At 68.6% G+C, this 25,549-nt stretch carries 29 protein-coding genes; 14 read left to right on the forward strand and 15 right to left on the reverse strand.

Annotation, left to right across the window (positions count from 1 at the left end; translation table 11 throughout):
* Positions 1–121 precede the first annotated feature (121 nt).
* A complete protein-coding gene (locus ACP96_RS13040) occupies positions 122–2,818 on the forward strand; it encodes a BGTF surface domain-containing protein (RefSeq protein ID WP_082222543.1) in 2,697 nt (898 codons plus the stop codon).
* A 199-nt stretch (positions 2,819–3,017) separates the two neighbouring features.
* Here the strand turns inward: ACP96_RS13040 and ACP96_RS13045 are convergent, their stop codons facing one another.
* The 6 genes from ACP96_RS13045 to ACP96_RS19315 form a co-directional block, all read right to left on the reverse strand.
* Positions 3,018–4,016 carry a Gfo/Idh/MocA family protein gene (locus tag ACP96_RS13045; protein ID WP_050033620.1) on the reverse strand — a complete coding sequence of 333 codons (999 nt, stop codon included), beginning with the start codon at positions 4,014–4,016 and terminating at the stop codon, positions 3,018–3,020.
* Between the two features lie 115 nt (positions 4,017–4,131).
* Positions 4,132–4,389 (reverse strand): DUF7542 family protein, encoded by a 258-nt coding sequence (locus tag ACP96_RS13050; protein ID WP_050033621.1) that lies wholly within the window; start codon positions 4,387–4,389, stop codon positions 4,132–4,134.
* A 100-nt stretch (positions 4,390–4,489) separates the two neighbouring features.
* On the reverse strand, positions 4,490–4,705 hold the full coding sequence (locus tag ACP96_RS13055) for a hypothetical protein (RefSeq protein ID WP_050033622.1): 216 nt from the start codon (positions 4,703–4,705) through the stop codon (positions 4,490–4,492).
* A complete protein-coding gene (locus ACP96_RS13060; RefSeq protein ID WP_050033623.1) occupies positions 4,702–6,486 on the reverse strand; it encodes a b(o/a)3-type cytochrome-c oxidase subunit 1 in 1,785 nt (594 codons plus the stop codon). The genes ACP96_RS13055 and ACP96_RS13060 overlap by 4 nt, the downstream gene beginning before the upstream one ends.
* Positions 6,483–6,998, reverse strand: coding sequence for a cytochrome c oxidase subunit II (locus ACP96_RS13065; protein ID WP_050033624.1), 516 nt, complete (start codon positions 6,996–6,998; stop codon positions 6,483–6,485). The genes ACP96_RS13060 and ACP96_RS13065 overlap by 4 nt, the downstream gene beginning before the upstream one ends.
* Positions 6,999–7,005: 7 nt before the next feature.
* Complete coding sequence (locus ACP96_RS19315) at positions 7,006–7,182, reverse strand: hypothetical protein (RefSeq protein ID WP_202593953.1); 177 nt, start codon at positions 7,180–7,182, stop codon at positions 7,006–7,008.
* 97 nt (positions 7,183–7,279) lie between these two features.
* Here ACP96_RS19315 and ACP96_RS13070 point away from each other — a divergent pair, with 97 nt between their 5' ends.
* Positions 7,280–7,483 carry a hypothetical protein gene (locus ACP96_RS13070; RefSeq protein WP_050033625.1) on the forward strand — a complete coding sequence of 68 codons (204 nt, stop codon included), beginning with the start codon at positions 7,280–7,282 and terminating at the stop codon, positions 7,481–7,483.
* Positions 7,484–7,570: 87 nt separating this feature from the next.
* Entirely contained in the window at positions 7,571–9,979 is a 2,409-nt protein-coding gene (locus ACP96_RS13075) for a heavy metal translocating P-type ATPase (protein ID WP_050033626.1), read from the forward strand.
* Positions 9,980–10,009: 30 nt separating this feature from the next.
* Here the strand turns inward: ACP96_RS13075 and ACP96_RS13080 are convergent, their stop codons facing one another.
* The 4 genes from ACP96_RS13080 to ACP96_RS13095 all read right to left on the reverse strand — a co-directional run bounded on the left by ACP96_RS13080 (position 10,010) and on the right by ACP96_RS13095 (position 12,785).
* Complete coding sequence (locus ACP96_RS13080; protein ID WP_050026221.1) at positions 10,010–10,252, reverse strand: SelT/SelW/SelH family protein; 243 nt, start codon at positions 10,250–10,252, stop codon at positions 10,010–10,012.
* 70 nt (positions 10,253–10,322) lie between these two features.
* Positions 10,323–11,726 carry a heme o synthase gene (locus ACP96_RS13085; RefSeq protein ID WP_050033627.1) on the reverse strand — a complete coding sequence of 468 codons (1,404 nt, stop codon included), beginning with the start codon at positions 11,724–11,726 and terminating at the stop codon, positions 10,323–10,325.
* Positions 11,727–11,805: 79 nt separating this feature from the next.
* Positions 11,806–12,267, reverse strand: coding sequence for an adenylyltransferase/cytidyltransferase family protein (locus ACP96_RS13090; RefSeq protein ID WP_050033628.1), 462 nt, complete (start codon positions 12,265–12,267; stop codon positions 11,806–11,808).
* On the reverse strand, positions 12,264–12,785 hold the full coding sequence (locus tag ACP96_RS13095) for a Mov34/MPN/PAD-1 family protein (protein ID WP_050026215.1): 522 nt from the start codon (positions 12,783–12,785) through the stop codon (positions 12,264–12,266). The genes ACP96_RS13090 and ACP96_RS13095 overlap by 4 nt, the downstream gene beginning before the upstream one ends.
* A gap of 149 nt (positions 12,786–12,934) precedes the next feature.
* Between ACP96_RS13095 and ACP96_RS13100 the strand changes: the two genes are divergently transcribed.
* Positions 12,935–14,881 (forward strand): DHH family phosphoesterase, encoded by a 1,947-nt coding sequence (locus tag ACP96_RS13100; protein WP_050033629.1) that lies wholly within the window; start codon positions 12,935–12,937, stop codon positions 14,879–14,881.
* A gap of 34 nt (positions 14,882–14,915) precedes the next feature.
* Here ACP96_RS13100 and ACP96_RS13105 read toward each other — a convergent pair whose 3' ends face one another.
* Together ACP96_RS13105 and ACP96_RS13110 are read right to left on the reverse strand one after the other, a co-directional pair.
* On the reverse strand, positions 14,916–15,101 hold the full coding sequence (locus tag ACP96_RS13105; protein WP_050033630.1) for a hypothetical protein: 186 nt from the start codon (positions 15,099–15,101) through the stop codon (positions 14,916–14,918).
* 54 nt (positions 15,102–15,155) lie between these two features.
* The gene (locus tag ACP96_RS13110) at positions 15,156–16,529 is read right to left on the reverse strand and encodes a HEAT repeat domain-containing protein (protein ID WP_050033631.1); all 1,374 of its coding nucleotides are present in this window, start codon (positions 16,527–16,529) and stop codon (positions 15,156–15,158) included.
* A 167-nt stretch (positions 16,530–16,696) separates the two neighbouring features.
* On the opposite strand from ACP96_RS13110, the gene dpsA reads away from it, so the two are divergent.
* Complete coding sequence (dpsA, locus tag ACP96_RS13115; protein WP_050033632.1) at positions 16,697–17,245, forward strand: DNA starvation/stationary phase protection protein DpsA; 549 nt, start codon at positions 16,697–16,699, stop codon at positions 17,243–17,245.
* Positions 17,246–17,341: 96 nt separating this feature from the next.
* On the opposite strand, the gene ACP96_RS13120 is transcribed toward dpsA, so the two are convergent.
* Positions 17,342–17,779, reverse strand: coding sequence for a DUF5809 family protein (locus ACP96_RS13120; protein ID WP_050033633.1), 438 nt, complete (start codon positions 17,777–17,779; stop codon positions 17,342–17,344).
* A 36-nt stretch (positions 17,780–17,815) separates the two neighbouring features.
* Positions 17,816–18,298, reverse strand: a complete 483-nt coding sequence (locus ACP96_RS13125) for a DUF5810 domain-containing protein (protein WP_050033634.1) — start codon at positions 18,296–18,298, stop codon at positions 17,816–17,818.
* A gap of 331 nt (positions 18,299–18,629) precedes the next feature.
* On the opposite strand from ACP96_RS13125, the gene ACP96_RS13130 reads away from it, so the two are divergent.
* From ACP96_RS13130 to ACP96_RS19760, 9 genes are all read left to right on the forward strand, one after another.
* Positions 18,630–19,874: a translation initiation factor IF-2 subunit gamma gene (locus tag ACP96_RS13130; RefSeq protein WP_050033635.1), complete on the forward strand. Its 1,245-nt coding sequence runs from the start codon at positions 18,630–18,632 to the stop codon at positions 19,872–19,874.
* Position 19,875: 1 nt separating this feature from the next.
* A complete protein-coding gene (locus ACP96_RS13135) occupies positions 19,876–20,319 on the forward strand; it encodes a PIN domain-containing protein (protein WP_050033636.1) in 444 nt (147 codons plus the stop codon).
* A gap of 19 nt (positions 20,320–20,338) precedes the next feature.
* Entirely contained in the window at positions 20,339–20,914 is a 576-nt protein-coding gene (locus tag ACP96_RS13140; protein WP_050026201.1) for a DNA-directed RNA polymerase, read from the forward strand.
* Positions 20,914–21,111, forward strand: coding sequence for a transcription elongation factor subunit Spt4 (gene spt4 / locus ACP96_RS13145; RefSeq protein WP_004047158.1), 198 nt, complete (start codon positions 20,914–20,916; stop codon positions 21,109–21,111). Before ACP96_RS13140 ends, spt4 begins: the two co-directional genes overlap by 1 nt.
* A gap of 47 nt (positions 21,112–21,158) precedes the next feature.
* Positions 21,159–21,737 (forward strand): GTP-dependent dephospho-CoA kinase family protein, encoded by a 579-nt coding sequence (locus tag ACP96_RS13150; protein ID WP_050033637.1) that lies wholly within the window; start codon positions 21,159–21,161, stop codon positions 21,735–21,737.
* 95 nt (positions 21,738–21,832) lie between these two features.
* Positions 21,833–22,141 carry a 30S ribosomal protein S24e gene (locus ACP96_RS13155; protein ID WP_004047156.1) on the forward strand — a complete coding sequence of 103 codons (309 nt, stop codon included), beginning with the start codon at positions 21,833–21,835 and terminating at the stop codon, positions 22,139–22,141.
* Positions 22,142–22,151: 10 nt separating this feature from the next.
* A complete protein-coding gene (locus ACP96_RS13160) occupies positions 22,152–23,861 on the forward strand; it encodes a bifunctional N(6)-L-threonylcarbamoyladenine synthase/serine/threonine protein kinase (protein WP_050033638.1) in 1,710 nt (569 codons plus the stop codon).
* Between the two features lie 92 nt (positions 23,862–23,953).
* Positions 23,954–24,247 (forward strand): DUF5808 domain-containing protein, encoded by a 294-nt coding sequence (locus ACP96_RS13165; protein ID WP_050033639.1) that lies wholly within the window; start codon positions 23,954–23,956, stop codon positions 24,245–24,247.
* Positions 24,248–24,364: 117 nt separating this feature from the next.
* Complete coding sequence (locus ACP96_RS19760; protein WP_006114415.1) at positions 24,365–24,499, forward strand: hypothetical protein; 135 nt, start codon at positions 24,365–24,367, stop codon at positions 24,497–24,499.
* Positions 24,500–24,539: 40 nt separating this feature from the next.
* Here the strand turns inward: ACP96_RS19760 and ACP96_RS13170 are convergent, their stop codons facing one another.
* Positions 24,540–25,547, reverse strand: coding sequence for a sensor histidine kinase (locus tag ACP96_RS13170; RefSeq protein WP_050033640.1), 1,008 nt, complete (start codon positions 25,545–25,547; stop codon positions 24,540–24,542).
* Positions 25,548–25,549: the final 2 nt, after the last annotated feature.

Consider the following 25,549-nt stretch of genomic DNA (forward strand, 5'->3'; position numbering starts at 1 on the left):
GCGGATTCAGGGACCCCCCGCGCCACGCCCGCCCTCGGTACCGCGGTTACGGATCGAGAAACGGACGGATCGAGAGACGGCCGGCCCGGAGACGCTGAGTCCGCGGGACGAGTGTACCCCCATGATACACAACGACACAACTCGACGGAAGGCCAGCGCGGTCTTCTTCGCGGCGATCACGGTTGTCTCCATGGTGGCGGTCGGCTTCGCGGCCGCACCCGCCGCTGCGGCGCCCGCCGGTGGAGACGCCCCTACAATCGACAGCGCTGACGCATCACACCTCGACGACTCCGGGTTCTCCCAGACGTCGTCGTACACGAACGCGTACCTCCGCGCCAACGGGAACGAGGCGAGCCTCGTCTTCCAGGGACAGGACGTCTATCTGGTCGGAAGCGACCTCGATTCCGCCTCGGAAGGTGATACGGTCGATCTGCGCGAGGTCGACAGCTTTGACAGCGGTACCGTCCAGTCCAGTTCGTTCATCGAGGAACTGACCATCGAGGACGCCGCCGACGCCGGATACCCGCAGGCCGTGGTCGACGAGACCGGCTCGAACGGCCTCGCGGTCGAAGTCGACACGGGCAGCTTCGACGACGGCAACTACTACCTCCAGGGCGCGGGCGACCTCCCGTCGACCCCGGATCAGGACGACACCTTCGAGGTCACGTCCCAGTCGCTCGACGCCGAGTTCGACGACGACGAGGTGACCGACGCGGGCACGAACGCGCAGACCGACCTCGATATCGAGTCGAACCGAGGAGGCTACAACCTCAACGTAAGCGCTGACGACGACCTCAACGATGAGGAACTGTACGACATTCTCGTTGACACCACCGACTCCGGTGTCGATTCATATGACGACGCGACTCCCGTGATCTACGACGACGTCGAGGACGGGAGCGCCGTCGACGACGCGAACGGTGACTTCAACGTTGTGCGCTACGCCTCCGGTGAGGAGGACGCCAACCAGAAGGTCGCCATTGTTGGCTTTAACGACGGCGAGCATCAGATCGACTTCACGGACATCGACGACGGCGACTACACGTTCACCTTCGAGTCCGTCGACACCGACGCTGAGACGACCGCAGATATCACCGTGACTGAACGGGATGCTGGTGCCGACTTCGGCGATAGCATCTACACGCAGACCGCCGGTGACGTCGCCGAAGTGACGATCGAACTCGAAGACACGGACGATGCGTTCGTCCAGTTCGGTAGCGAGGACTCTGGCTTCGTCGATATCCTCTACATCGAGGACGACAACGACGACGGCGAAGTAACCTTCCAGGTCAACACCCGGACACTCGGATCCGTCGGCACGAGCGCCGAAGACGACGTCTACTACTCCGAGGACGACGTCGTCGAGAGCTCGGTTCACGGGAACGCCGACGCCGACGTCGACTTCCAGGACGAGGACGGCGACGACCTGGCCGGCGACGACGACTTCGAGCAGTACCTGTCCGAGCTCGACCTGATCGACGACGCCGACGACGACGCGGACACGCAGCTCACCCGACCGCTTCAGGCGACGACCTACGACCTGACCGTGAACGGGAACAACGTGTTCGTCGTCAACGACGACGACGCGTCCGAAGCCGACAACGAGATCGGACTGGCGACGCTCGAACTGACACAACCCGGCGTCGAGAGCGTCCAGACGTGGGTCGCGCCCGAGAACGCCGCGGACGAGACCGAGGACCTCGACGCGCTCCTCGACACGGTGACGGAGCGCTCGGACGTCACGATCGATGACCGACTGGTGATTCAGGCCGAGGCCACCGGGATCTACGGCCAGTTGCTCTACGGCTCCGGGTCGGACTTCACCGCGCTCGATGAGGGCTTCGACGGCGACGCCCTCTATCAGCTCAACGAGGCGCCCGGCGAGGGCGTGACGTTCGAGGTCGAGGCCGATGACGCGACGGGCAATCAGGACGCCACGTCGATCAACCTCGAAGACGCGGAGTCGGACGAGGTCTTCGTGCTCGTCGACAGCGAGAACGGACAGCTGTTCGTGGTCGTCGACACCAGCAACGGCGACACCTTCGACGCGATCGAGGACGGCACGGAGTTCACGGCCAGCCTCGAGTACGAAGCCGACGCGGACGAGCGGTTCGCGTTCGGCGGTTCGAACAACGACTACGACCAACCGTACGGGAGCGCGGGCGGCGACTCGACCGACGACGCGTACCCGTACTTCGGTGCCGGTGCGGACAACACGCAGTCCGCCTCGGCCGAGTTCACGTTCGAAGACCGCGACGCCTCGTTCGACAACATGAACGAGGACGACGAGGTCCAGATCGAGATCGCCGAGGACGCGACGGTCTCCGGTGAGACCAACATCGCGCCCGGCTCGGACGCGAGCGTTCGCGTCCGCTCGAGTGATGGCGTCTCGCCCTCGTTCGTCGAGACGACTGACACCGAGATCACCGAGGACGGCGAGTTCTCGGCCGAGTTCGACTTCAGCGGGCAGGCCGCTGGCGACACCGCGACGGTGACCCTCCGGCTCGCCGGCAGCTCCATCGCGAGCGAAGACGCGGTCCTCGTCGAGGAAATCGAAGACGGGTCCGACGGTGAGGACGGCGAAGACGGGTCCGACGGAGAAGACGGAGAAGACGGCTCCGATGGCACCGACGACGGCGATGACGGCTCCGACGGCACCGACGACGGCTCTGCCGACGGTGACGACGGGTCCGACGGAGAGAACGGCTCCGACGGCGGTGACGGCGACTCCTCCGACGGCACGCCCGGCTTCGGCGCGCTCGTCGCCCTCGTCGCCCTCATCGCGGCTGCGCTCCTCGCTACGCGGCGTCACGAGTAACGCGGCTTCGACGCCTCACGCTCGCTAGCTACCGGCCCTCGCGGGCCGACCCCGTGCGGTTTTCTTTATCGGACTGCCCCCACTGAGCGACAGCGATCCGCGTCGCTTCGCGTGGACGCGCTGTCTCCCCCGAAATCGTTCGTCGACCGCGACGCGTCAAGTGGCGCGGCTCGCGCGCTTCGGGTTCGCCCTCCCTCCACTACTCGACGGCGACCGAGCCGCTTCCGTCGGCGCTCTCGTACAGGGCGTCGATAACGCGCATGTTCGCGACGGCCTCCGCCCCGTCGGTCAGTGGACGAGCACCGTCGTCGACGCGGTCTGCGAAGTGTTCCACCTGCAACCGGTACTGGTCGACGGGCTCGAACGTCTCGACGCCGCGCCGGCCGCCGATCTCGTAGGTCAGCTCCACCGGTTCGTCGGTGGGCGCGTCGAACGCGCGCTCGACCTCGATCCAGCCGTTGGTCGCGTCGACCCGGTAGCGCTGGACCAGCTGCGTGTCGAAGCCGCAGGCGACGCGCGCCGACCGGCCGTCGCCGTACTCCAGCACGCCCGCGAGCTCCGTGTCGACGCCGGCGTCGCGGGTGTCGTGCGTGTGAGCGTACGTCCGGTCCGGCTCGCCGAGGACGGTCCTGACGAGCGAGACCGGGTAACACCCAACGTCCATCAGCGACCCGCCGGCGAGGTCGGGGTCCAGCCGCACGTCGTTCGGCCGGTCGTACAGCGGGAATCGAAACGTCGAGGTCACGGTGCGCACGTCGTCTAACGCTCGTTCCGCCAGTTCGAGGACGCGCTCGGTGCGCGGGTGGTACCGGTACATGAACCCCTCCATCAGGGTGACGCCTCGGTCCGCGCAGTGGTCGGTCACCGTCTGCGCCTCCGCCGCGTCGCCCGCGAGGGGCTTCTCACAGAGCACGTGGAGCCCGGCGTCGGCCGCCCGGGTCGCCCACTCGGCGTGGAGCCCGTTCGGGAGCGGGATGTACACCGCGTCGAGCCCGTCGTCTTCGAGCAGCGCCTCGTAGGAGCCGTGGCTCCGCGGAATCCCGTGTGCCTCGGCGAACCGCTTCGCGCGCTCGCCGTCCCGGGACGCGACCGCGCCGACCGCGTGGTCGCTCGCCGCGATCGCCGGAACGACCGCTTTCCGCGCGATTCCCGCGGTTCCGAGCACGCCGAAGGTGAGCCGATCGGTCGATGTCGTCATGCTCCCGCGGACACCCCGGACGATCAAAAAGCCGTGTGGTTCGACCCCGGCCGTCTCTCCGCCTCCCGTTCCGGCCCCGTTCGGAACCACGACCCGGGCGTGAGTCCAGCTTCGACTACGGCTCTCGTTCCGGCTCCGGCGGCCCCGGATCGACGAGGGGGGAGTCCTCGTTCACGCACTCGGGGCGGCCGCAGACGCCGGCGTCGGCGCCGGCCTGCGAGACGCCCGCGTCGAGCGACTCGATGTCCCAGTCGACAGCGTGGCCGGTGGTCGACTCGTGGTCGTCCACGGCGGTCCGGGCGTCGCGAAGTCGGTCGTACGTCGCCGCGAACGAGCAGTCGCCACACCGAACCGCGACGCGCGTTTCGTTCATGGGGGGTATCTGGCGCTACGTCGGGATAACCGTCGGGGTCATCGACGCTCCGACGAAATCGAAAACGCTCCGGTCGCCGGAGCCGACGGTATCGCCGTCGCTACGCCGGCTCGTCGCCGTCGGGATCGGTCCGCCAGCCGCCCTTGAGCGTGACGAACCACACCGCGAGGCCGGCGAGGATCAAGACACCGGCCATGTACGGGATCAGCGGCAGCTCGATGCCGACGAAGTCGAGCACCGTCCGGAGCTCGTAGACGATCACGCCGACGATCGCGAGCGTCACGAGGAGTCCGCCGCGGGTCACGTCGACGGTCATCGAACCACCTCGACGAGCGAGGCCCACGCGTCGCCGGCGAGGGGCGGCGTCGCCGCGTTCGCGAGCGCGTCGAGCCCGGGCGCGAGCCACACCGGATACGTGCCGACGCCGGGACCGAGCAGTCCGCCGCGGTTGATGATCGCCGCCAGCGGGAGCGCGTACGCGAGGACCACGAGCGTGACCGCGATGGCGACCCACAGCCGGAGGTTGTCGAGCACGCGCGGCGCGTCGTCGGGCCCGGACAGCGCCGGGGGCAGCGTCTCCGCGAGCCCGGAAACCTTCGGGTTCCCCATCGTGAGCACGAGGTTCCCGATGAAGAGGATCGTCGAGACGAACAGCAGCGTCCCGCCGATCGCGATCTGAATGTTGAGCTCCTCGTACCCGCCGAACATCGTCGCGTACTCGAACCCGGAGTACTCGGGTTCGGCAGTCCGGCGCGGAACGCCCATGATCCCCTGCGCGTGCATCGCGTTCGACATCAGCGCCATGCCGATAAACCAGAGCACGACTTGGAACAGCCCGACCGCCCGGCTGTAGATCGGCTTGTTGGAGATCTGTGGCCAGATCCAGTAGGTGGCGGCCATGAACGTGAGCGCGACCGCGGTCCCCACGGTGAGGTGGAAGTGGCCCGGGACCCAGATCGTGTTGTGGATCATGTAGTTGATGTTCATCCCGGCGTTCACCATCCCGGAGAAGCCGCCGGCGGCGAACATCAGCCCCGCGAGCATCATCCCGGTGAACTCGGGTTTCCGCCACGGGAGGTCGGTGAGCCAGCCGAGGAGCCCGGTCCCGCCGCGCTGACGGGCGCCGTACTCGACGCTCGCCACGACCGTGAACGCGGTGAGCAGGCTCGGCAACAGCAGGAACATCGTGTTCGTCATCGAGATGAACTTGAACCCCTCCGCGATCCCCGGATCGAGGTACTGGTGGTGGATCCCGACCGGGGTCGATAGGAGGAGGAAGAGGACGAACACGACGCGGGCGAGCGGGTCGCTGAACAGCCGCCCGCCGGCGATCTTCGGCAGGACGGTGTACCACAGCAGGTACGCCGGCATCAGCCAGAAGTACACCACCGGGTGGCCGAAGAACCAGAACAGCGTCCGGGTCAGCGTCGGGTTGACCTGATCGATCAGCCCGAGCGACCACGGCAGCAGGAAGATGAGCACCGACGCCGCCACGGCGGACGACGCGATGTACCACATCGCCATCGTCATCAACACCATGAACGTCTGCAGCGGGATCCGCTCGCCGGGGTTCTCGCGCTTCCACGCGAGCCACGTCCGGAAGTAGTCGGCGCCGGCGATCCACGACCCGACGATGAAGACGGCGAGTCCCGCGTAGAACATCGGGTGCGCCTGCAGCGGCGCGTAGAACGTGAAGAGTACGTCCGCGCTCATGTCGATCGCGTCGGTGAATCCGGCGAGGATCGACACGCCGGTCATCGTCATCCCGACAGCCATGATCGCGTACCACGTCCACGTGATCCGGATGTCGATAAGCGGCCGGTCAAGGCTTCGGGTCACCGCCCACGTGAACAGTCCCACGAGGAAGAAGATGGTGAAGCTGATCACCATGAACACGCCGTGGGCGGTCAACACGGTGTAGTAGTCGGTCGACGGAATGATCCGCGCCACGTCGGTCCGGTGAAGTGTCTGGATGATCCCGAGAACCGCCCCGATCACCAGCGCGAGGAAGGAACTGAGCAAGGCGGCGCGAACGATACGCGCCTCTTCGGGGAACTTATCGACGAAGGTCCGATCGCCCTCGATGGCCTCGCTCATTCGCCGTCACCCCCGCTCGTTTGATTCTCGTACTCCGCCTGACTGACGACGTTCACCTTCCCCTCCATTACGTGGTGGCCGGCGCCGCAGTACTCGTTACAGATGAGCCCGTACTCCGTCGGCTCGTCCGTTTCGACGGTGATCTCCGAGACTTCGCCGGGGACGACCATCGTGTTGGCGTTCGTTCCGGCGACCTCGAAGCCGTGGATCACGTCTCGGGAGGTGACGTAGAACGTCACCGTGCTGTCTTCCGGTATCACGATCGGGTCCGGCTGGAACCCGAACTGGAAGGCGACGACGTACGCCGCGTACTCGTTCTCGCCGACCTGTTCGACACGGGGCTCCGAGAACCGCTCGTCCTCGTCGAGCGCGGTAGCATCGACTGGCTGCTCGCTGTCGCTGACCATCGCGACGCCGGGACCGACGGCGCCGTACGTGACGGAACCGAGGAGGAGCAGTATCAGGAGCACCGATGCCGCGAGCCACAGTTTTTCGTATGCGTGAATATGCATCTCGTGATCACCCCACGACGACCAGATCGCGGCCGAGGAACTCGATGTAGTAGATGTACACCCACGACAGCACCAGGATCGTGAAGTAGATCCCGATGAGCGTGAGCGTCCCGATCGGATCGAACTCCTCTGTGTCACCGCTCACGTCGTCCGCGGGCGCGTGTGCGGTCTCGTTCCGGCCCATGGGTTGCGTTATCGACAAGGAACCATATAACGTCTACCCGTTCTCGGACCCTGAAAACACGGGTGTTATATATGTCCGGCCAGCCCTTGGTCACGGCATGAACTTCTCGCTTCAACAGGCCGTACTTCTCGTGCTCGGCGGGCTCGTCCCCGCGGCGGTGTTCATCGCGGACCGAGCGGAGATCTACGTCGCGATCACGCTGGTGAACGTGCTGCTCATCTGGGCGAGCCTCCGGATCGCGACCGGCGGAAGCATGCCGGGGATCGGCGGCGGCGATGCGGCGGACCACGAACACGCGTAGTCGCCCGGAACAGGCGTCGAAGCAGCGGAACCCCGCGGTTACGACGCGTCGATTTCGGCCGCGGACCGGCCCCGGAAGCGAACACACATGCCACCCTGTACACTCTGTGACCTGCCGACCGGGGACGACCCCCATACGGCCCCGGACGTCGACGGCGAGTTCTGCTGTCGGGGTTGTCTCGCCGTCGCGCGGTCGCTCGGCGACGCGGAGGGGCTCGACGGGCTCGACGATGTCGAGGAGCGGCGACCGGACGCGGAGCCGGACGACGAGTTCGACGGCGAGACGACGTTCCTCCACGTCGACGGCATGCACTGCGCGACCTGCGAGTCGTTCCTGGAGATGACGGCGGGCGAACAGCCCGGCGTCGCGGCCGCGGAGGCGAGCTACGCCACGGACACGATCCGGGTCGACTACGACCCCGACGCCGTCGGCGCCGACGAACTCCCCGAGCGGCTCTCGGTCGCCGGGTACTCCGCGAGCCACCGGGCGGATCCGGACGCCGAGGACGACGACGCGGTCGTCCGGTTCCTGATCGGCGGCGGCTTCTTCGGGATGATGGCGATGCTGTGGTACGTCGTCTTCCTGTACCCCACCTACTTCGGCTACGAGCCGTTCCTCGATCTGGGCGGGATCTCGGGGTTGTACCTGTTCACGCAGATCTGGGTGTTCGCCTCCATCGTTCTGTTCTACACCGGATACCCGATCCTGCGGGGCGCCTACGTGAGCCTCCGCGCGCGACAGCCGAACATGGATCTCTTGGTGTCGCTCGCGGCGGTGAGCTCGTACGCGTACAGCACCCTCGCGATGTTCCTCGGCCGGACCGACCTCTACTTCGACGTGACGATCGCGGTCATTCTGGTGGTCACCGCCGGCAACCACTACGAGTCGCTGATCAAGCGGCGCGCGACCGGCGCCCTCTCGGCGCTGACGACCGCGACGGATCGGGAGATCCGGACCGAGGCGGGCGAGACGATTGCGCCCGACGCGGTGGACCCGGGCGATCGCCTGCTCGTGCGCCCCGGCGAGCGCGTCCCGTTCGACGGGACCGTCGTCGAGGGGACCGCCGCGGTCGACGAGGCCTTAGTCACCGGCGAGTCGCTCCCGGCGACGAAACGCGAGGGTGACCCGGTCCGCGGCGGAACCGTCGTCACGGACGCCCCGGTGGTCGTCGAGGTGGGCGAAGACGCCGAGAGTACCCTCGACACGCTCGTGCGGCTGCTCTGGGAGATCCAGAGCTCGCGGTCGGGGATCCAGCGGCTCGTCGACAAACTGGCGACGGTGTTCGTTCCCCTCGTCGTCGCCGTCGCGGTCCTCGCGGCCGGCGCGACGCTCGCGCTCGGCGCCCCACCCACGGAGGCGGCGCTCGTCGCGCTCACGGTGCTCATCGTCTCGTGTCCGTGCGCGCTCGGGCTCGCGTCTCCGCTCGCCGTCGCGGCCGGGATCCGCGACGCGGCCCGGCGGGGGATCGTGATCGTCTCCGACGCCGTCTTCGAGGAGGCCGCCGACGTCGACACGGTCGTGCTCGACAAGACCGGGACGCTCACGGACGGGGAGATGCGACTGCTCGGCACCGAGACCGACGGGGCGGACCCGGAGACCGTTCGGACGCGGGCCGCCGCGTTGGAGCGCGCCTCGGCCCACCCGATCGCCGAGGCGATCGTCGCGGGGGTGCGTGGCGGGGAGACCGAACCCGGCGAGGCCGCTGACCGTCGGACCGCGGCGACTGATGGCGGTGTCGCCGCCGCACCGTCGCCCGCCGCCGCGGACGTGACGGTCACGGACAGGGGCGTCTCCGGTCGGATCGACGGCGACGAGGTCGTCGTCGGTCACCGGTCGCTGTTCGAGGGCGACGCGTGGACCGTGCCCGAATCGCTCGACGCGGTCGGTACGAAAGCCCGCGAAGCCGGTCGCGTCCCCGCGTACGTCGGCTGGGACGGGGGCGTTAGGGGAGTGCTCATCGTCGGCGACGAGGTGCGCGACGGCTGGGAGGCGGTCGTCGAGGAGCTCGCGGCGGACGGGCGTCGGGTCGTCCTGCTCACGGGCGACTCGCCGGCCGCGGCCCGGCAGTTCGAGGAACATCCCGCGATCGACGAGGTGTTCGCGGGGGTTCCGCCGGAGGCGAAGGCCGAGACGGTCCGGCGCCTGACCGCGACCGAGCGCGTCGCGATGGTCGGCGACGGGAGCAACGACGCGCCCGCGCTCGCGGCGGCCGACATCGGGATCTCCGTCGCCAGCGGGACCGATCTGGCCGCCGACGCCGCCGACGCCGTCCTGCTGGAGGATCGCCTCTCGGCGATCCCGGAGCTGTTCGCGGTCACCCGCGGGACGAACCGCCGGCTCAAACAGAACCTCGGGTGGGCGTTCGTCTACAACGCGGTCGCGATCCCGATGGCGGTCTCCGGGGTCCTCAACCCCCTGTTCGCCGCGGTCGCGATGGCGACGAGCAGCCTCCTCGTGGTGTCGAACTCCGCGCGAGCCGTTTATAAAGACGAGTAGCGGAAGGAGGCGACTGCGAGGGCGTCGCCGTCACGCCGTCGCGCCGACGTACGGCTTGACCGCGCGCACGATGGCGTCCACGTCGTACTCGTCTTCCGTCTTGTCGAAGACGACATCGCCGTCGGCGCGCACGACGAACACGCCGGCGTCGCCGGTTACCAACGCGACCTCGTCGATCCCCTCGCCGAACTGCTTGAGGACCGCCTCCGAGACGTCTTGAGCGCGATTCAACATGCCGCACGGGACGCAGTACTCGATCTCGATGCGGGTCATACGGGAGGGTGTAGGGTGCGAGCGGTGTTAAAACGGGCGTCCGTCCGAGCCTCTCTCCCGGGCCGCGCGTTCAGACAACGAGCGCGTCGAGGACGACCGCGAACAGCAGGAGACCGAGGTAGGCGTTCGACGCGTGGAACGCCCGGAACGCCGCGGCCTCGGTACGCTCGTAGTGGAGTCGGACGACGGTCCAGAGGAACACGGCGCCGACGGCGACGCCCACGACCGCGTAGAGCGCGCCGAGCGGCTCGGAGACCGCCGCGAGCGCGACCGCCGCGACGAGCGTCGCGCCGAGGTACCAGACGATGTGCCGGCGCGTCGTCGTCTCCCCGCGGACCACGGGCATCATCGGGAAGCCGCCGCGCTCGTAGTCGTCCTTGTAGGCCAGCGCGAGGTTGTAGAAGTGTGCCGGCGTCCACAGGAAGATGACCAGAGCGAGCAACAGCCCGCCGCCGCCGATTTCGCCGGTCACCGCGGCCCAGCCGATGAGGGCAGGGAGCGCGCCGGCGGCCCCGCCGATCACGGTGTTTTGCACCGTGTTCGGCTTCAGGATGAGCGTGTACACGACGCTGTAGAAGCCGATCGCGATCAGTCCGAGCGCCGCCGTCAGGAAATTAACCGTCCAGAACAGGCCGACCGAGACGAGCGTGAGGAGCCCGCCGAACGCGAGCGCGTGGGACACCGGCACGAGGTCGGTCGCCAGCGGGCGGTCGTTCGTGCGCTGCATCCGCTTGTCCACGTCGCGTTCGAGCACGTGGTTGAACGTGCCGGAGGCGCCGATCGAGAGCGCCCCGCCGACGAGGGTCGCTCCGACGGCGTACGGCGTGAACCCGGGACCGCCGGCCAGCGCCATCGCGGCGGCGGCGACCAGACAGAGCAGCCACATCAGCCGCGGCTTCATCAGCCGGAAGTACGCCGCGGCGGTCGCCCGCAATCGGGGGACCGTCGCGGTCGGCACGTCCGGATCGGGCGCATCCTCGATCGGCGGGAGGTCGTCGGTTCCCGGTTCGAAGTCGACCGGCGCGTCGTTCGGATCGCCGGTCTCGGCCTCCAGCCACCACGCGAGCCCGGCGAGCACGGCCGCGAAGATGGCCACACCGAGGACGAGGTGGACCGGACCGAGGGCGGTCGGGAGCCCGCCGACAGCGACGAGCGCGCCCACGCCGGCCTGCGCCGGGTACACGAGCAGCGCGGCGGTGAGCGCAGCCCGGATCCGGCGGCTCGCGCCGTCGATCCACGCGAGGGCGGCGGAGAGGGCGACGAGAATTCCGACGACGACGGCGAGTAGTCGGTGGCCGAGCGCCACCCACCCGGCGGTCTGGGTGGGGAGCTCGGCGCCGTTCCCGCAGGCGGGCCAGCCGCCGCAGGCCGTCGCCGCCTCCGTGAGGGAGGTGGTCGCGCCGACGACGACGACGAGGTACACGCCCATCGCCGCCGCCGCGAGAACCGCGGGGAATCGGTCGGGTATCGTCACGTGGTCGGTCTTGGGAACCGACCCATATAGGTTCCGCGCTTCGGCGTATCGCTCGCGTTCGCCGCCGGGAGTACGGCCGCTACCGCCGTCCGTCGCGGGCGTCGTCGCGGTCGGATCCCCGGCGCTCGACGATCCGGTCGACGATGTCGCCGCTGGAGAGGAGTTCGTCCTCGTACCGGGGATCGCGGGCCGAGGCGCGCTCGACCCGACAGTCGATCCCGCGCTCGGCGAGCGCGTCGGCGATGTCGGCCTCGTCGTGGTGCTGATCGAACCCCAACACGATCACGTCGGGATCGAGGCGCTCGATGGGGACGAACACGTCCTCCGGATGGCCGAGGTGGGCCTCGTCGACGGCGTCGAGCGCGGCGACCATGTCGCGGCGCTGCTCGGCACAGAGGATCGGCGCCGGCTTGTGCGTGACGTTGGTGCGGCGGGCGACGATGGCGTGAAGCTCGTCGCCGTACGCCGCGGCGTCCTCCAGGTAGTGGACGTGGCCGGGGTGGAGCAGGTCGAAGGTCCCCTGCGCGACGACCCGCGTCATCGGAACCACGAGAGGAAGCCGCCGCCGTCCCGTCGCTCCTCGCCGATCTCGCGGTCGATGTCCTCCTGCGTGAAGTCGAAGAAGTGCTCGTCGGGGACCTCCACGTCGAGCACGTCGAGAGTCGTCTGGTTCCCCTCGTTGTCGAACGCCTTCCAGTCGCCCCACCCGTAGGGCGCGCCGACGATGATGTGGACCCGTCCCTGTCCGAACGTCGCGAGGTCGGCGTCGCTCGGTCGGAGCGCGCCGTTCGGATGCGAGTGGACCGAGCCGACAGCACGCATGTCGTTCGGCTTCATGTGGGTACGGACGCTGGCGCTCGTCGGATTCGACTCCGTGCCGGGAATCACGAGCACGTCGGTGATCACCTGCCCGTCTCGGTCGAGGTCGAGCTTCCGGGCGTCGTCCGCGCGGAGGAACCCCATGTACTCGTCGGGGTGGCTCTCCTCGCTCGCCTCGAGGACGAACTCCATGGTCTCCCGGGCGATCCCGAGGAGCTCGTCCGAGCGGAACAGTCGCATAGGCGACGGGAGGGCCCGTCGCCCCATATGGATTCCGGACCGCGGGGCGCTCGGGTCCGACCGTCCCCAGTCTGGCCGAATTCGCTCCCTCGACGGCGGCGGAGACACGAGAGAACAGGCTTAACACCGGTCCTTCCCGATGAGTATTCATGAGCGAGAACACCGCCGGGGATCCCGGCATGCGGGGCGATTCGAGCCCCGAACTCGACGCCGACGCGGCGGAGGGGGCGGCCGACGACCGGCCGACCGTCTACGATCTGGCACCGGACTGCACCCTCGAAGACGCCGAGGTCGACGCGCTGTACCACGCCGAGGTCAACGGCGTCGTCGACTACGGGATCTTCGTCGACGTCTCGGACGCCCTCTCGGGGCTCGTCCACGAGTCGAACCTCGACGGCGCCTACGCCGTCGGCGACCGGCTGGTCGTCCGGCTGACCGAGGTGAAGGAGAACGGCGACGTGGCGTTCGACGACGAGGACCTCGACGACTACCGCACGGAGACGGTCGCCCACGAACCGACCGTCTCCCGCGTCCGCGGGCTCGCGCCCGGCGACGAGGTCACCGTGGAAGGGGAGGTCGTGCAGGCGAAACAGACGGGCGGCCCGACGATCTTCGCCGTCGCGGACGCCTCCGGCGTCGTCTCCTGTGCCGCCTTCGAAGAGGCGGGCGTCCGGGCGTACCCGGAGGTCGAGGTCGGCGACATGGTCCACGTCGGCGGCACGGTCGAGACCCGCGAGAACGCCCTCCAGTTGGAGGTTGACTCGCTGAAGCGGCTCCCCGAGGAGCGCGCGGCCGAGGCCCGCGACCGCTTCGAGGCGGCCCTCGACGAGCGCGCCGAGCCCGCCGACGTCGACCCCCTCGTCGAGTGGGAGGCGTTCGAGCCGATCCACGACGACCTCCGTGAGCTCGCCCGGCTGCTCCGCCGGACCGTGCTCTCCGGCCGTCCGCTTCGCGTCCGACACCATGCCGACGGCGACGGGATGTGCGCCGCGATCCCCGTCCAGCTCGCCTTGGAGAACTTCGTTCAGGAGGTCCACGAAGACCCCGACGCGGCCCGACACCTGTTCAAGCGGCTCCCGAGCAAGGCGCCGTACTACGAGATGGAGGACGTGACCCGCGACCTGAACTTCGCCTTAGAGGGCCGAGCCCGCCACGGCCAGAAGCTCCCCTTCCTCCTCATGCTCGACAACGGCTCGACCGAGGAGGACGTGCCCGCCTACGAGAACCTCGCGCACTACGACATCCCCATCGCGGCCGTCGACCACCACCACCCAGACCCCGAGGCGGTCGAGCCGCTGCTCGACGCCCACGTCAACCCCTACCTCCACGACGAGGACTACCGGATCACGACGGGAATGATGTGCGTCGAGCTCGCCCGACTCATCGATCCGTCGATCACGGAGGAACTGGAGCACGTCCCGGCCGTCGCCGGGCTCTCCGACCGCTCGAAGGCGGAGGCGATGGACGACTACGTCGCGCTCGCCGAGGACGCCGGCTACGACGAGTCCGACCTGCTCGACATCGGCGAGGCGCTCGACTACGCCGCCCACTGGCTGCGCTACTCCGAGGGAAAGACCCTCGTCAACGACGCCCTCAACGTGGGCTGCGAGGACGAAGACCGTCACGAGGAGCTGGTCGAATTCCTCTCCGAGCGGGCCGACCGCGACGTGCAGCGCCAGCTCGACGCCGTCGACGACCACGTCGAACACGAGCGGCTCGCTTCCGGCGCGCACCTCTACCGCATCGACCTCGACGAGTACGCCCACCGGTTCACCTACCCCGCGCCCGGGAAGACGACCGGCGAGCTCCACGACACCCGTGTGCAGGAGACGGGCGACCCGGTCATCACCATCGGCTACGGGCCGGACTTCTGCGTGCTCCGGTCGGACGGCGTCCGGCTCGACATCCCGAACATGGTGACCGAGCTGAACGAGGAGCTCCCCGAGGCGGGCGTCTCCGGCGGCGGTCACCTCGTCGTCGGCTCGATCAAGTTCGTGAAGGGCCGTCGGAGCGCCGTCATCGAGACGCTCGTCGAGAAGATGGCCGAAGCGGAGATCGACGAGGCGCTCTCGTCGACGGCCGCGATCGACGACTGAACCGCGGTCTCGCGACCAGTTTCTTCAGACGCCGCTACGCGAACGCCACCTCCCGGCGAGCGACGGCGTCGGCGCTCTCGCCGATCCCCGCTTCGGGATCGGCGGCGACCGCGGCCGGCGCGGTGAGCGTCAGGGCGACGAGGAGGAGCGCGCCGGCAACGACGGCGGCGACACTACCGAACGGGGCGGCACCTTCGGAACGCGTCGCGGTCGACGACACGCGGGGTCTGCCCGCGCCATCCGACAAAAAGAGTCGTCCGAATTCGCGTCGTAATCAGGCCGTCGGCGCCGTCTCGTCGAGCGCGCGCTCGGCCTTTTCGGCCTCAGTGGAGACGATGAAGGAGTGCTCGTCGCCGTACTCGGCGACCGCTTCGAGCGCCTCTCGGGTGCCGATCTGGCGGAGCGCCCACCCGGCGGCCGCGCGCACGTCGTCGGAGTCGTCCTCGGCGAGCGCGTCGGTGAGGGGGTCGATCGCGCGCGTGTCGCCGATGAGCCCGAGCGCGCGGGCGGCGTGGGGACGCACGAGGTCCTCCGTGTCGCCCTCGGGGTCGAGCTGGTTCGCGAGCGGCTGGACCGCCTCTGCGGCGCCGATCTCGCCGAGCGCCTTGAACACGACTTTCTGGAGCTGCGGGTTCGAGTCCTCCGGGACGTACTCCACGAGGGTCTCGGTCGCCTCGTCTGCCGCCATCTTGCCGAGGATCCGGATGGCCGGTTGATTACGCTTCTCGGCGCGACCGAGCAGCTCCTCGACCGACGCCTCGGTCTTCCCGCGTTTGCCCATGCGTTCGAACGCCTCGAGGCAGTGGCGCTCCATGAAGTCGGACTGCAGCGAGTCGAGCGCGAGCAGGATCATGTCGACGTTGCCGCGCTTCTCGTGCTCCTTCAGCGCGGCCCACTCGACCGGGAAGTCCTTGTAGTGGCCGAGCACGTCGTAGTACTCCTGCGCGCGGAGCTGCTCGTGCGTTTCGAGGTCGTCCCACTCCTCGGCGTCGTCGAGGCCCGCCTCGAGTCCGTCGGTCGCGTCGAGCAGCGCCGCGATCGTCTCGGCGTCGTCGTCGGGGTCGAGACCGGCGTCCGCGACCGCCTCGGCGACGGCGTCGAGCGCCGCGACGAGGTCGTCGAGGCTCTCGTGTTCGGGGAACGCGTCGACCGCGACCGACTCGGACGCCTCCTCGACGAAGGCGTCGACCGCGTCGGCGGCGTCGTCGCGCCCGTCAGCGGTCCACTCGGTATCTTCGAGCGTCGATACGGCCGCCTCGATCGCGTCGACCACGTCCTCGGCGTAGGGGCCCCGAGCTTCTTCGACGCCGTCGCGGAGCTCCGCGATCCGGTCTTCGAGGTCGCCGCGCGGGTCGTCGGCGTCCTCGTCGTCCTCGTCCGGTTCGGGGAGGTCCGCCTCGGCGACCCCCTCTTCGGCGTCGTCGAGGAGCGCGTCGATGTCGTCGAGGTCCGCCTCGGTCTCGGCGCTGTCGAGGCGGTCCGCGATCTCGTCGAGGTACTCTGTTAAGGACTCCTCGGTCGCTTCGTCGGGAAGCGTGGGCGCGGCGGCCGCGTCCGTCGACTCGCCGGCGCCGCCCGCCTCCTCCGCGTCGTCCGCGGCGTCGGCCCCCTCGGAGGCGTCGGCCGGGTCGTCGTCGCCGTTGCTCATACACCATAAACTGCGCGCGTAATCCATTAAGACGTTTCCCTTCGCGGGCGGAGTCGATGACGGTACCGGCCGATATCGAATACTAACAAATATATTTTCGATATATAGAATTTCTCTTACCAAATTACGAGCTATTAAGTACCTCGCGCGCGTACGTGTAGACAGACATGAGCACCCAGAAAGAAGCCCGTCAACGGTACGGCGACGTCCACGAGAGCGAAGCGCTGCGCATCCCCGAGGAGAAGGCCGAGCAGCTCGTCGACGCGCTCAACTCCGATCTCGCGGCGACGTACGTCCTCTACCACCAGGTGAAAAAGCACCACTGGCTCGTCGAGGGCGCCGAGTTCCACGACATCCACGAGTACCTCGGCGAGGTCGCCGCGGACCTCGAAGAAGGTGCCGACGTGATCGCCGAGCGCGCGCAGGCGCTCGGCGGCGTGCCGCTCTCGGGCGGCGCGAACTACGAGGAGCACGCGCCGGTGAGCCCCGAGGACGCCGACGCCTACGACATCCGCACCTCGCTGGAGAACGACCTGGAGATCTTCGGCGACATCATCGAGCAGCTCCGCGAGCACATCCAGCTCGCCAACAACCTCGGCGACTACACCACCGAGGAGCAGCTCCGCGAGATCCTCGAAGGCGTCGAGGAGCACGGCCACCACATCGAGCACTACCTGGAGGACGACACCCTCGTCAGCCAGGGCACGCTCGAGTAGGCGTCGACGGTCTCACAAGCGTCGAAAACTCCGTAACTGCGGCCTCGAATTCTCTCGTTTTCTCGTCCAAAAGCGGCGGCTATCGCTTATAAGAAACTAGCGGCCGGACTCGTAGAACTCCTCGCGGTACACCCGTCCGAACGCGTTCCGGCGGAGGGTGCTTGCCGCCGCGTCCGGCTCTTCCTGATACGTCGCCGCGACCACGGTGTCGGCGAAGGGGACCGGGTGCCACACGATGTTGTCGACGTTGTCCGAGCCGATCCGAACCACGCTCTCCTCGTCGAACTCGCTGTCGGCGAGCCACTCGTCGAACTCTCCCTCCTCGCCGACGTGGACCGTGAGCATCTCGGCGAACGTCGCGTCGCGCGCGGTCCGGATCACCTCGGGCGTGACCCGCTCGTCGTACTCGTCGGCGTCAAACGACATCGCCTTGGTCGCCTCGCGGACGACGACCTGCGCGACCGGGCCGACCTCCTCGTAGCGTTCGAGCGCGTCGGCGCGGGTCTCCGGGGCGAACGTTCCTCTGGTGTGCATACCCGTCGTTCGCCGTCGACTGAAAAGGGCGTTCCGTTACGCGGACGAGTCGTCGGGGGCGTCGCTGTCCGCTGGGTCGGTCTCAGCATTCTCGCCGTCTGCGTCGTCTTCACTGTCTCCCGCCTCCCGCGCCATCTCGCGAGCCTCGCGGATCGCGTCGGCCACCTCCGGACTGGCCTCGTCCGTCACGTCGACGGCGCCGGATCTTCCGCCTGCGGCGTGATCGTGGCCGGCATGATCGTGACCGCCCGATCCGACCCCGTCGTGCGCTCCGAGGTCCACGTCGGGGCGTCCCCGGTTGACGGTGTCTTCGAACACCTCGTGGTACTCCGCGTCCTCGGCGTGGGGCGTCACCTCGGCGGCGAGCCCGGCGGGTTCCCGATCGCTCCAGTCGGACACGTGGTCGTCGAGCCACGCCTCGTGGTCGCCGCCGTGTAACATCGCCGTGAACGCGAGGTGATGCGCGAGGTGTTCGCCGTCGCGCTGGGGCGTCTCGCAGACGGGGCACGCGTATCCCATATTGGACGCGGGTACGGCCGTGAGGCGTAAAGTCGCGTCGAACGTGGATCGCTCGCTCATACGCAGTCACCAACACATCGGCGGAGAGCACCTCCGAACCCTCAGTCACTCGGAAGTACGTGCTTGGCCCCTCCGCGAACACCTCCAAAGCTCCAGCCGTGACGACTCGTGCCCCGTGAGCGCTCAGAGGCACACGCCACTGCACCAGTCTTGGTGGGTCTGAGTAGTTCGCCGCCGCCTCGCCGCGTGCGCGTTTCGCACCTATAACAGCAACTTTATCACTCGCACGGAGCGAATTTCCGGTAAGACTACTCCGTTAGGAGGTCCAACAGTGACTGAAGCCAACACACAACCGGAGGTGAACATCGGTCTCGTCGGTCACGTCGACCACGGGAAGACGACGCTCGTGCAGGCGTTGTCCGGCTCGTGGACCGACCAGCACAGCGAGGAAATGAAACGCGGTATCTCGATCCGGCTGGGGTACGCGGACGCGACGCTCCGGCGCTGTCCCGGCGTCGACGCGCCCGAGTGTTACACCGTCGACGAGGAGTGCGAGGACGGCTCCGCGAGCGAGCCGGTCCGGACGGTCTCGTTCGTCGACGCGCCCGGCCACGAGACGCTGATGGCGACGATGCTCTCGGGCGCCTCGATCATGGACGGTGCCGTCTTGGTCGTGAGCGCGACCGAGGACGTCCCGCAGGCGCAGACGGAAGAGCACCTGATGGCGCTCGATCTCATCGGGATCGAGAACATCGTCATCGCGCAGAACAAGGTCGACCTGGTCGACCGCGACCGCGCCGTCGACAACTACCGGCAGATCCAGGAGTTCGTCGAGGGCACCGTCGCGGAGGACGCCCCGATCGTCCCCGTCTCGGCTCAGCAGGAGGTCAACATGGACCTCCTCATCGACGCGATCGAGACGGAGATCCCGACGCCCGACCGCGACCCCGGCGAGAGCGCCCGCATGTACGCGGCCCGCTCGTTCGACATCAACCGCCCGGGCGCGACCGCGGCGGACCTGAAGGGCGGCGTCGTGGGCGGCTCGCTGGTAAGCGGCGAGCTGTCCGTCGGCGACGGGCTCGAGATCCGACCGGGCCGCGAGGTCGACGAGGAGGGCCAGACGGAGTGGCGCCCCCTCGAAACCACGGTGCGCTCGCTGCAGGCCGGCAGCAACAACGTGGAGTCCGCCCGGCCGGGCGGGCTGCTCGGCGTCGGCACCGGGCTCGACCCGAGCCTGACGAAGGGCGACGCGCTCGCGGGACAGGTCGCCGGTGAGCCCGGTACGCTCCCGCCGACGCGCAACGAGTTCGAGATGCAGGTCGACCTCCTCGATCGGGTCGTCGGGAAGGAGGACGACGAGAGCGGCGAGAGCGACATCGACGACATCAACACCGGCGAGCCGCTGATGCTCACGGTCGGCACCGCGACGACGGTCGGCGCGGTGACGAGCGCGCGCGACGGCGAGTGCGAGGTCAGCCTCAAGCGCCCGGTCTGCGCCGAGGAGGGCGCACAGATCGCGATCAACCGGCGCGTCGGCGCGCGCTGGCGACTCATCGGCGTCGGGACGCTCTCGTAGCGTGACCGACGACGCCCGCGCGGACGACTCGGAATCGCTCTCCGCGGGAGGTGCCCCCGACGGCGCCCCGGTCGTCGCGCTCGATGCGAGCGCGCTGATGGCGCCCGTCGAGGCGGACCTCCGGCTGTTCGAGGAGCTCGATCGGCTCCTCGGCGCCCACGAGGCCGTGGTCCCGACGGCGGTCGTGTCGGAGTTAGACCGGCTGCAGGGCGGGAACGGCGCGGCGGCGACCGCGGCGAGCGTGGGGGCGGACCTCGCGACGCGGGCGGAGACGGTGGAAACGGACGAATCGTACGCCGACGACGCGCTCGTCGAACTGGCCACAGAGGGCCGGGTTGACGGCGTCGTCACCAACGATCGACCGCTGGCGAACCGGGTGCTGGAGGCGGGCGCACCAGTAATCGGTTTAAGGGGTCGGAACACACTGGCGATAACGGAACCCTAGCGGACGCGGACAACCAATCATGTACAAACGAGTTCGACTCAAGGATACGGTCGAGGTACCGCCGAAACACCTGGCGGATGTCACCGACGAGCGGGTGAAAGCCCTGCTGCAGGACAAACTGGAAGGACGAATGGACGAGGACGTGGGGAGCGTCGTGAGCGTCATCGAGGTCCACGACATCGGCGACGGCGCGGTGTTACACAACCGCCCCGGCGTCTACTACGAGGCCGAGTTCGACGCGCTGACCTACGACCCCGACATGCAGGAGGTCGCCGACGGCACGGTCGTCGAGACGGTCGAGTTCGGCGCCTTCGTCGGGATCGGTCCGGTGGACGGCCTGCTGCACGTCTCGCAGATCACCGACGAGTACCTCACGTTCGACGGGGCGAACCAGCAGCTCGCCTCCTCGGACTCCGACAAGACCCTCGGCGTCGACGACGCCGTCCGAGTCCGCGTGGTGACCAAGAGCATCGACGAGCGCAACCCGCGCGACTCGAAGATCGGGCTCACCGCGAAACAGCCCGGCCTCGGGAAACACGAGTGGCTGGAGGGCCAACGGCTTCACCGCGAACAGACCGGTGAGGAGGCCGACTGATGGCCGAGGACCGCCTGGCGTGTCGTGAGTGTCACCACGTCAACGACCCCGACTCCCAGACGTGCGAGCACTGCGGGTCGTCGTCGCTCACCGAGGACTGGGCGGGCTACGTCATCATCACCCAGCCCGAGGAGAGCCAGATCGCCGAGGAGATGAACGTCACGAAGCCCGGTTCGTACGCGCTGAAGGTCCGGTAAGCGACTGTTCGCGGCAACGCCTTACGGCTTCGGCCACTACGTACCCCATGCTCACGCTCCCCGACTCCCTGCGCGACGCCTTCAAGGAGCCGCTCGGCCCGGTGACGACGGACGCCGACGAACTGCTCGCGGGCGCGGCGGAGACCCGCGGGGAACGGGCCGCGCCCGACGCCCCCGTCATCGCTGTCGGCGACGTAGTCACGTACCACCTGCGGGAGGCGGGTCGCGTCCCCGACGTCGCGCTGATCGACGGGAAGACCGAACGCGAGGCGGTCGATCCGGAGATCGAGTTGGCGCTCGCGGCCGCGGACGACCGCCGAATTTCGGTGGAGAACCCCGCCGCGTCGCTGTCGACGGAGCTGCTTGAGGCGCTCGCCGAGGCGCTCTCCGACGCCGACCCGGTCATTATCGAGGTGACAGGCGAAGAGGATCTGGCCGCCCTGCCGGCGATCCTCGCCGCGCCCGACGGCGCGAGCGTCGTCTACGGCCAGCCCGGCGAGGGGATGGTCCGCGTCGCGGTCACGCCCGAGTCCCGCGACGGGGCGCGAGAACTGTTCGAGGGGCTCGACGGCGATGTCGAGGCGGCCTACGAGGCGCTCGGTCGCGTCCCCGACGGCGCCCGGTGAGATCCGGGCGGAGACGACCGAGCGCCGGATCCCGACGACACCCCCGCTTCGAAATCCTTTTACAGCTTTCGAGGGGATATACGCCTAACTGAACCATGGACGTCGATATCATCTCCGAGGAGGAGAACCCGATGTTGCACCGCACGGACATCCGTTTCGAGACGACCCACGAGGAGGCGACGCCCTCTCGTCTGTCGGTCCGCGACTCGCTCGCGGCCAAGCTCGACAAGGCCTCCGAGGAGGTCGTCGTCCACGAGCTGGACACGAAGTTCGGCATGCGCAAGACGGTCGGCTACGCGAAGGTGTACGACAGCGCGGAGGACGCGCTCGACGTCGAGCAGGAGTACATGCTCGAACGCAACAAGATCGGCGGCGAGGGCGACGCGGACGCCGAAGAGGCCTAACGCCCGCCGAATGCGCGTTCTCGGCATCGAGGGGACCGCGTGGTGCGCCAGCGCCGCCCTGTACGACGCCGAGACCGACTCCGTTCTCATCGAGTCGAACCCGTACGAACCGGACAGCGGCGGTATTCACCCGCGTGAAGCCGCCGAGCACATGTCCGAGGCGATCCCCGGGGTCGTCGACGCGGTTCTCACGGCGGCCGAGAACGAGCACGGCCCGGACGCGATCGACGCGGTCGCGTTCTCGAAGGGCCCGGGACTCGGTCCGTGTCTCCGGACCGTCGGCACCGCCGCCCGGTCGCTCGCGGGGGCGCTCGGCGTGCCGCTCGTCGGCGTCAACCACATGGTCGCGCACTTGGAGATCGGTCGCCACCGGTCCGGCTTCGAGAACCCGGTGTGTCTGAACGCCTCCGGCGCGAACGCCCACCTGCTCGGCTACCACGACGGGCGCTACCGCGTGCTCGGGGAGACGATGGACGCCGGCGTCGGCAACGCGATCGACAAGTTCACGCGCCACGTCGGCTGGGATCACCCCGGCGGTCCGAAGGTCGAGGCGGCGGCGCGGCGGTACGCCGAGGGGAGCGACGGCCCGGGATATCTCCTCGACCTTCCGTACGTCGTCAAGGGGATGGACTTCTCCTTCTCCGGGATCAGCTCCGCGGCCAACGACGCGTCCGACGACGGCGTCCCCGTCGAGGAGATCTGCTTTTCGCTCCAAGAGCACGTGTTCGCGATGCTCACGGAGGTCTCGGAACGCGCCCTCTCGCTGACGGGCGCCGACGAGCTCGTGTTGGGCGGCGGCGTCGCGCAGAACGACCGGCTCCGCGAGATGCTGGCGTCGATGTGCGCGGCCCGCGGCGCGGCGTTCCACGCCCCGGAGCCGCGGTTCCTCCGCGACAACGCCGGGATGATCGCCGTGCTGGGCGCGAAGATGGCGGAGGCCGGTGACACGCTCCCCATCGCCGAGTCCGCGATCGACCCGAACTTCCGCCCGGATCAGGTGCCTGTGACGTGGCGGAGCGGCGAGTCGGTCGCTCGGGGGCGCGCCCCCGGAGGGGAACAGGCCGTGACGGACGCCGATCGGCGGGGCGCCGAAGCCACGGTGGAGTTCGTCGCAGGCGGCGGCGGAATCGGGGGCGGCGACGACGAGCGGCGCGTTTCCGACGCCGCCGACCGCCGCGTGATCAAGCGCCGCGTCTCGAAGGAGTACCGCCACCCCGAACTCGACCGAACGCTCAGGCGCGACCGGACCGTCGCCGAGGCTCGGCTGACGAGCGAGGCGCGCCGGGCGGGCGTTCCGACGCCGCTGGTGTACGATGTCGACGTGCCGAACGCGACGCTGACGCTCCAGCACGTCGGCGACCGCGACCTCGCCGCCGTCCTCGACGGAGGGGCCGAGCGCGCGGCGGCGGTCGGGCGACACCTCGCGCGGCTCCACGAGGCCGGGATCGTTCACGGCGACCCGACCACGCGGAACGCGCGGGTCGGGCAGCGGGAAGACGGCGACCCGCGAGTGACGCTCATCGACTTCGGGCTCGCCTACCACACCGGCCACGTCGAGGACCACGCGATGGACCTCCACGTGTTCGAGGGGTCGGTCCGCGCGACCGCGGCCGACCCCGACCCGCTGATCGAGGCGTTCGAGGCCGGGTACGGGGCCGTCGGCGACGAGAGCGTCCTCGACCGCCTCCGCGACGTAGAGGGGCGCGGGCGGTACCGGTGAGCGGTCGAGAGTCGGGTCGGCGAGTCGCCGGCGGACAACTACCACTGTCGACTTGCGCCACGCTTTATATGCCCGGCGAGTGATATGCCTGTATGGCAGACAAACCGTCCTCGGGAGAGATACTGGGGATCCCGTACAACTTCGAGCGGCCGAGCCTCGGCCGGATGCTCTCGTCGTACTGGCAGCCCGACAAGGGAATGCTCGTGGAGAAGCCGTTCGGCATCGGGTACACCCTGAACCTGGCGAACTGGCGGTCGTGGATCGTTCTAGCCGTCGCCGGCGGGCTCTACTACCAGCAGACGCAGTCGGCTGGAGCCGCCGACGCGTCCGACGACGACGTGGACGCGAGCGACGAGCCGGTCGAAGTGATCGTCGACGACGCCTGATCGTCGACGCCCGATCGACGACGAGCTGTCGCCGCCGAAATCGACTCCTGCGCACCGATTTTCAGGCCCGATTTCGAGACGGATTATCTTAAATACCAGAACCGACTACCGGAAGCAATGAAAGTCCAGTTCGAGTGCTCGTGTTCGGAGGAGATCTCCGAGTTCACTCGCGGCGAGACGAGCCGCGGGGTCCACGTCGAATGCGGGAACTGCGGCGCGGTGTACGCGGTGACGATCACGGAGCTCGACTAGCCTCGCGGCTCGATCCACTCGGTCTCCGTCTCCCCTCCGTTTAGCCGTCGTCGGCCGCTTTCTCGCCGTTTCCGTCCGCGATCGCGTCGGCTCGCGCCGTGTCGCTCCCGCACCGCGTCCGTCGGCACGTCTCTTCCGCCGACGCTGTCGACGCCGGACCGTCGACCGACTCGAATCGAAGCCGGACCGTCGTCCCGTCGTCGCTCGTCTCGAACCCGACGGTCCCGCCCTGCGTTTCGCACATCCACTTCACGAGCCACAGCCCGATGCTGCTCGCGTGCGACAGCGGCGTCTCCTCTTCGGCGCGCAACACCGCCCGCTCGTCGTCGGGGATCCCCGGGCCGTTGTCGCGGACCTCCAGACAGGTCGTCGATCCGTTCTCGGTAACGCTGACGTCGACCCGACGCATCGACTTGTCGTTGTGCGTGACGGCGTTCTCGAACACCTCTCGGATCGGGTACTCGATCGACTCGTCCGCGCGGACCCACGCCTGCGCGGGCGCGTCGACGGTGAGCGAGACGTCCGCGCGGTCGATCTCCGCGGCCGCCTCGTGAACCGCGTCGACGAGATCGATCCGACCGCTCGGGGGTTCGGGCGACGCGTCTTCAATGATACGCAGCTTCTCGCTGATCTCCACCACGTCGTCGGTCGTCTCCCGGATCGTCTCCAGGCACTCGCGGCTCCGCTCGTCGTCGACCCGGTCGATGAGCAGGTCCGTGTACCCCTGAATGACATTGAGATCGTTTCGAACGTTGTGTCGGAACACGCGGCTCAACACCTGCAGCTGCTGATTCGACGTCTCGAGTTCGCTCCGGGCGGTGACCGCCCGACGCCGCTGATATGCCGTCGCACCGTAGAGAACCAGCGACGAGACGACGACCAGCGCCCAGCCGCCGACGGCGTGAATCGGCGTCCACGTCGGGAGCGACCCGACCGCGGAGGCGGCCGCGAGATCGGTGGCGACCACGAACAGCGTCCCGAGACAGCAGTACGCGACGGCGAGTTCTCGCGGGGGTCGGCCGAGGACGCGGTCGGGTTCCAATTTCATTT

This window comes from Halorubrum halophilum (assembly GCF_000739595.1).
In the GTDB taxonomy this organism is placed as follows: Archaea; Halobacteriota; Halobacteria; order Halobacteriales; family Haloferacaceae; genus Halorubrum; species Halorubrum halophilum.